At 40.5% G+C, this 4620-nt stretch carries 3 protein-coding genes and 2 pseudogenes; 2 read left to right on the top strand and 3 right to left on the bottom strand.

Annotated features, from left to right (window positions below):
• A pseudogene (locus FTU42_RS14565) lies at positions 1 to 113 on the top strand (IS5/IS1182 family transposase); the annotation flags it as partial.
• 77 nt (positions 114 to 190) lie between these two features.
• Here the strand turns inward: FTU42_RS14565 and pnuC are convergent.
• The 3 genes from pnuC to FTU42_RS14550 are packed head-to-tail and all read right to left on the bottom strand — an operon-like array spanning position 191 to position 4253.
• On the bottom strand, positions 191 to 760 hold the full coding sequence (gene pnuC, locus FTU42_RS14560) for a nicotinamide riboside transporter PnuC (RefSeq protein ID WP_103800505.1): 570 nt from the start codon (positions 758 to 760) through the stop codon (positions 191 to 193).
• Positions 761 to 788: 28 nt separating this feature from the next.
• Positions 789 to 3008, bottom strand: coding sequence for a TonB-dependent siderophore receptor (locus tag FTU42_RS14555; RefSeq protein WP_103800504.1), 2220 nt, complete (start codon positions 3006 to 3008; stop codon positions 789 to 791).
• Positions 3009 to 3059: 51 nt separating this feature from the next.
• Positions 3060 to 4253 carry a phosphotransferase enzyme family protein gene (locus FTU42_RS14550; protein WP_005093759.1) on the bottom strand — a complete coding sequence of 398 codons (1194 nt, stop codon included), beginning with the start codon at positions 4251 to 4253 and terminating at the stop codon, positions 3060 to 3062.
• 281 nt (positions 4254 to 4534) lie between these two features.
• On the opposite strand from FTU42_RS14550, the pseudogene FTU42_RS14545 reads away from it, so the two are divergent.
• Positions 4535 to 4620, top strand: a pseudogene (locus FTU42_RS14545) (IS5/IS1182 family transposase); the annotation flags it as partial.

Here is a 4620-nt window from a genome sequence, read left to right as displayed (position 1 = left end):
TTGCGAGATTAAAACATTTCCGTGCTATTGCAACTCGATTTGATAAACTGGCACGCAATTATAAATCTATGATTCGTATAGCCTGTATATTTATTTGGTGCAAAGCCAAATGAGGACACACCCTAGTCTATAAACACTTTTTTTAAAGGAAAGAGCATCACCTCAAATTTCTATTTGCAATAGTGTCATTTCAAGATAATTTCACTCTATAAAGATTTCGCCACATTCTCCAGCCATTCAGTGCAAGAAGAATAAAGAGAAAATAGAGTACGGCTGTTAAATACAATGATTTATGGGTGTACATACCGACATAAATCACATCTAGAACACACCACAAGCCCCAGCTTTCAATATATTTTTTTGCCGCCCAATAACTTGCCACCAAGCTAAAAGAGGCTAACATGGAGTCCAACCAAGGTAGTGACGCTGCGGTAAAATGAGCAAATAAGGCACCAATCACCAGACCAGCGACAATACCCACAATCAGGCTATATACCCAGATTTTTTTATTCAAATAGCCAATCTGTACAGTCAGATCCTGGTCTTGATCTTTCTTCGACCAGCTATACCAGCCATAGAGTTGCATCAAGATAAATACGGCTTGTAATGCTGCGTCTGCAAATAAATTGACACGATAAAAAATAATGATATACAGAAATACAGCGACAATATTCACTACCCAGCAGGCTTTATATTGTTTAGACGTCAACCAGACACCTAAAACATTTAAAATGAACGCTGCAATTTCTATATTTTCCATAGCAATATAACCTGATTAAGCAGCCAATTTAGAAGTTCAGATTGAATGACAAGGTTGCTGTACGCGGCGAACCCAAGAATAAATAATCGTCACCCAAAAATTCACCTGCATCACGCCAGTATTTCTTGTTGAACAGATTATTAATATTCAAGCGTAGCAATGCATCGGTCGTATTTAGCTTAAATTGATAAGCAGCGCCTAAATCAACCACACTATAACCTGCGACTTTCGCAGCACCCTCTTTGTTAGCATATTTGCTGGAACTGTATTGACCACCTGCCAGAACAGTGAAACCTGCAATGCTCGGTACGTTATAGCGAAGATGTGTTGCGAAACGAACTTTTGGCACGTTTTGCGCCTGATGATTGCCATATTCAACCGCTTCTACATTTTCTAAACGGGCTTTAGTCAAGGCTAAAGATGAAGTTAAGGCCAGATGATCGGTTAATGCACCATTCAGTCCGAGCTCCAGACCCTGACTATGTTGTTCGCCTTCCGCAACAAAATAGCGAAGTCCTGAAATCGGCTTGCTATATTGGTTGTCTTGGTGTAAATCAAATAGCGAGGCAGTCAATAAAAACTGCTTGATCTGTTGTTTTAGGCCAATTTCATATTGCTCTGAATAGATCGGCGCTAGAGTTTCAGCAGCATTCTCTGCAAACCAAGGCGCTGTCTTTCCATCTGACAAACCTTTGGCATAAGAGGCATACAGAGTTGTTGACTCTACCGGGCTATAACTCACTGCAAACTGTGGTAAAAATTTGCCTAAATCCGTATCACGAACTTTTATTACCTGCTTACCCTCTGCATCATAAGCATGTGCTTGTTCATCAAGCTCGATCCATTTTCCACCAATCAAAGTAGACCATTTCTCATTCCACTCAATACGATCTAAAACCGTAAAAGCAGTCTGTTCACTATCTAAAGCTTTAAAATAGGGACCGACATCACCTAATTGTTGTTCTACTTGTAGTGGATCCTCATAAATATTACCTGCAATATCTATGTCCTCTGGGTTCTCGTATAAATGTGTATATATGTTTCTATTTAATCCAGGATATCGATCACGAGATTTATTGGTTTGCGTAATATCAAAATTTAGATAATGTTGTGCCCAGTTGGTATCAATCACCCCATCCAATTTGACTTTAAATTGATTGGTCTTAAAGGTGTCATCTGGGTTGCGATAATCATAAATATCATAATTGCCATTAGCGTCAAAGGTGTTGCCTAAGCCATTATATTCACATACCGTGGCATAGCATCCCCAAGCAAATGTTGAATAATCATCAACCTTGGATTTACTGTGCGCTGCAACAAGTCCCAAGTTCCAGTCATCATTCAAGGCATAACTATATTTTAAACCAGTATTCAGACTATCGATCGTGACCGGTTTACCCCAAGTCTGGTAACCAAGCAATCGATCCCATTTCACATTTTCTGGGACTTTGCCATCCAGTAATTGATAGCCTGGCACTGATTTTTGTTCGGAACGCTGTGCTTCAAGATCAAATTCCAATTTAGATTGCTCAGATGTTTTCCAGTCTAAGGCCAATGCCGCTAAATAGCGCTCACCATCCACGTGATCGACATAAGACTCAATCTGCTCATTCACCAGATTGATGCGATATCCGAATTGCTGCTCATCACCCAAAAAACCACCGAGATCAGTTGCCACTGAAAACTGGCCGTGTTGATCGGCAGAGAATGTCAGGGCCTGGATATCTTTGGGTCGCTTGGTGACATAATTGACCACACCACCCGGGGTCGACATACCACTTTGAATCGCGGAAATGCCTTTTAAAATTTCCACACGTTCTTTGTTTTCAAGTGCAACGTTTTGTTCACCACGAATCACATTGCCATTAATGAGGTAGCTTGATGCCAAATCGAGTTCAAAGCCACGCGAGACAAAGTTTGGATAATAGCCAATTGCAGCATAGCCATCACCGATGGCTGCATCATTTTTTACCACATCGCTCAGCACGCGAGCATGTTGTTCAGCAATGAGATCGGCAGTCACGATAGAGACCGATGCAGGTATTTTTTGCAGACTGTCCGTAGCAAATCCCTCGACATTCACTTTGGCACTCGAGTAAGGGATGCTTTGATCGGCTGTAATGACAATCGTGTCAAGCTGTTGAACATCGTCTTCAGCATAAGTCAGCGGGGCTAAACAAAGCTGCGACAGAATGATCATATTTAAAGATCGGGTTAATACATTCTGTTTGAGTTGACGATTGTTCATACGAAACCTTATGTATTTGAAGTGGGTGATGATGCCGGGTTTAGAGAGCAACTAAGAAGAGTGCAATTCGTGTTGAATGAGCCGGGTTAAAGTCTGGGTAAATTGTTGGCCTTGTTCGCCAAAGAACCAGTCCACATGACCGATAATCCAGTCGTAATAAGCCGCATCTGCATGGTTGAGGTTGTGGGTAATGCCCACAAAATACTCCAGCTCTGAAAAAGCGAAATCCAGATGCACGATTTTCAGCAGTTCTGGCAAAATACTAAAATCTTCTTGTGGATGTATCTCGGAAAAATAAGCATGGAGAAAAGCGGTTAAACCGGCTTCATCAATCGGAATATGTGGGTTCTGCTTTAATTCCAACCAATCAATGAAATTACGTTCAATCGTCACAGCCAGATCATAAAGTGCCGAATTTCGGTCAGATAAACCAAAATCAATTACGGCAGTAATCTCCGCTTTGGCATCCGGTGCTGACCAAAATAGATTAGAAGCGTGTAAATCGTTATGGGTCCAAATTCTGCTTGCCTGTTGCAATACAGGCTGAATACGCTGGTGAACCTGTAAGATTTGATCTAAAAAGTAAGGATCTAAATTTTTGTCGGCACAGTAACGGCTTAATTCTGGACTGTTTACAATGCGCCGTTGAATGGCTGTAACGATATTTTCACTGTTTAAAAGCTGCTGATTGGACAATAAATAAGATGCTGATCGGCCTTGCCGCTCAGGAAAATCCTGCATGGCCATATGTAAGCTTGCCAGTAATTGCCCCGCTTTCGCAGCATGTTCAGCATAGAAAAAAGGTTTCCAGGATTGCTGATCTGCATACAGATCTAAGCCGGCTGCTTTTGCATAGACTTCATAGGTCCAGTCACCTAGCTCTAAAGCGGTCAGACCTTGATTTGAGCTAATCAATGCTGCAACAGGAATTTCTTTGCTAGCTAAATGCTGAAGAACGGCATGCTCCTGTAAAATATCGCGGGCACGACGAAAGGAACAATGGCTGCGCTTAATCAAATACTGATGCGCGACTATTTCATCCCTGCTCACAAGATCCTGCTCTACTTTAACCAATACTGCAGATGAAAATGGCCGTGGACTACACCACAAAATCTGAATATGACCTTGTAAACAGGAATACTGCTGCTGCAGGCTTTGTAATTCTGGATCAGAAATATGTGCCCAGTCTTTATTTTCCCAGGCATTGCCCATACCATGACCTAAATCATCAGTCATTGTGGTCATTATCAATATCCCTGAGCCAGATCATCATGTGGTAATGGAGAGTCATCATTTAAGCAAACATCTACACAGTATTTTCAAATACATTTAATATTTAAGGTTTGTCCCAAAATTAAGTGGTACATACCAGTATTAAATTGGATGAAAGTTTAGCCTTTTAAATATAAAAATAGAATGCTTAATAATTAAAATTATTTTAAAAATAAAAAATCCTAAAAACACAGAAGTTTTTAGGATTTGAATAGATCTCTTGCGAAAGTAAAAACCACCTCAATATAAATTTCATGAGATATCAGAAATTAAATCGTTTTTCAGATTCTGAATTCAAACGCTTGGTTGGCGTACCTCGACAAGTTTTTACTGAAATGGT

This window comes from Acinetobacter sp. YH12102 (assembly GCF_013419125.1).
GTDB classification, from domain to species: Bacteria; Pseudomonadota; Gammaproteobacteria; order Pseudomonadales; family Moraxellaceae; genus Acinetobacter; species Acinetobacter pseudolwoffii.
The sequence above is the reverse complement of the archived record's forward strand: the minus strand, read 5'-3'. Positions and strand labels throughout refer to the sequence as shown.

Bases quoted from the DNA above. Each gene is read 5' to 3' on its own strand.
- pnuC (WP_103800505.1), bottom strand. From the start codon at position 760: ATGGAAAATATAGAAATTGCAGCGTTCATTTTAAATGTTTTAGGTGTC.
- FTU42_RS14555 (WP_103800504.1), bottom strand. From the start codon at position 3,008: ATGAACAATCGTCAACTCAAACAGAATGTATTAACCCGATCTTTAAAT.
- FTU42_RS14550 (WP_005093759.1), bottom strand. From the start codon at position 4,253: ATGACCACAATGACTGATGATTTAGGTCATGGTATGGGCAATGCCTGG.